The sequence below is a fragment of the Mucilaginibacter sp. P4_G9 genome, assembly GCF_056400985.1.
The window spans coordinates 1-1676 of record NZ_JBFUKF010000680.1 but is presented as its reverse complement, the minus strand read 5'-3'; the positions used below and the strand labels follow the sequence as shown (position 1 = coordinate 1676).

Genomic DNA, 1676 nt, shown 5'->3' with positions numbered 1-1676 from the left:
GGCATGGGTAATATGGTATTTGCTTTCTCAAAAAATAGTTGTCCGGTTTACAATAAAAAATTGCATAATTATTTTTACACTTGTAAATAAACTCTAAACTAAACTAAATTATGCAGAAGTATAGCGGCCAGAAACGCATGTTGGTGGCAACCGATTGTATCATATTTGGGTTTGATGGTTGGAACATTAAGCTGCTACTTGTACAGCGTGGCCTTGAACCTGAAAAACACAAATGGAGCCTGATGGGGGGATTTATACAGCCTTCGGAGTCGCCGGGTGATGCCGCCAACCGTGTACTGGAATTACGTACCGGGCTTAAAAATGTTTATATGGAGCAGTTCCAGGTATTTGGCCGCCCGGAGCGTGACCCCGTTGAACGTACCTTGTCTATCGCGTATTTCGCGCTTATTGATATTCACAAATACGAAAAACAGCTAAGCGAAGAGTTTCATCCCGAATGGTTTTTGCTGGATGAAATGCCCGACCTGATATTCGACCATGCCGAAATGGTAAGACTGGCGTTAAGGCAATTGCGTTACAAAGCTGCACTTCACCCTATATTGTTCCAGTTGCTGCCCGAAAAATTTACCATTCCGCAATTACAGGCACTGTATGAAGGGGTGTATCAAACCAAATTCGACGACAGGAACTTCAGCCGCAAGTTATTGTCAACAGGCTTGCTGGTGAAACAGCCCGAAAAAGATAAGCTATCATCAAAAAAAGGGGCATTTTATTACAAGCTTGATCAATCAAACTACGCCCAAAACTTTGAATCGTTCCTGAACCTGGTTCCGAACCCCGAGAAGTTTTTTTAGGAAGAAAAATATCAGGTTAAATTTTTAGGGATCTTTATAATAAAAGTTGTGCCTTTACCCGGCGATGATATTACATCAATACTGCCGTGGTGTTTTTCAATAATACCAAATACTATAAATAAGCCCAAGCCGATACCTTCGCCAATGTTCTTAGTAGTAAAAAAAGGTTCAAATATGCGTTCTTTTGTTTCATCGCTCATGCCAATACCTGTATCTGTTATTTCAATGGAAATATAGCCGATAACGTCCCGGGTAATTATTGTTATTTTATCGTCTTGGTGTTGTTCTTTTGCTGTTATTGAATAAACGCTGTTGGTTATCAGGTTAATAAATATTTGGTTGATGTTGCCGGGGTAGCAGTTTAAGGGCTCCAGGGTATTTAAAACTGTTTTAATTTCGATACAATATGGGATGGTACTCTTTAATATAAGCAGGTTGGCGTGTATGGCTTTATTTATATCGAGTCTTTTTAGCACCTGCCCATCTGTATTACTAAAAGTGAACAGGCTTTTTACAATTTCGGCAGTGCGTTTTGCCCCTTCTTCAATACCGTTAAGTAAAATGGCTACTTCGTTTTTTATAAAATCAGGATCTGTGCTTTGCCTGTAGGTATAGGCTATCTTAACAAGTTCTTTATCACCGGTTTTTTTTAGAAGCTCTTCATATTTATTTAATAATAAAAACAGCTCATCAAAATCGAGCCTGAGCGGTTTAACATTTGAACTTACAAAGTTTATGGGGTTATTTATTTCATGGGCAACACCAGCGGTAAGTCTGCCTAATGATGCCATTTTTTCGGTATCAACCAAATGATGTCGTGTGTTTTTAAGATTATCAATGGTCATGGAAAGGTCTTTGTTG

General features: G+C 39.0%; 2 protein-coding genes. One reads left to right on the top strand and one right to left on the bottom strand.

What is annotated here, in order from left to right; genetic code table 11:
* Positions 1-110 precede the first annotated feature (110 nt).
* Positions 111-815 carry an NUDIX hydrolase gene (locus tag AC1DPZ_RS26680; protein ID WP_477409204.1) on the top strand — a complete coding sequence of 235 codons (705 nt, stop codon included), beginning with the start codon at positions 111-113 and terminating at the stop codon, positions 813-815.
* Positions 816-826: 11 nt separating this feature from the next.
* Here the strand turns inward: AC1DPZ_RS26680 and AC1DPZ_RS26675 are convergent.
* A partial coding sequence (locus tag AC1DPZ_RS26675) for a sensor histidine kinase (RefSeq protein ID WP_477409202.1) occupies positions 827-1676 on the bottom strand: 850 nt, incomplete at its 5' end.

Excerpts from the sequence above, each read along its gene's own strand:
- AC1DPZ_RS26680 (WP_477409204.1), top strand. The coding sequence starts at position 111 with ATGCAGAAGTATAGCGGCCAGAAACGCATGTTGGTGGCAACCGATTGT.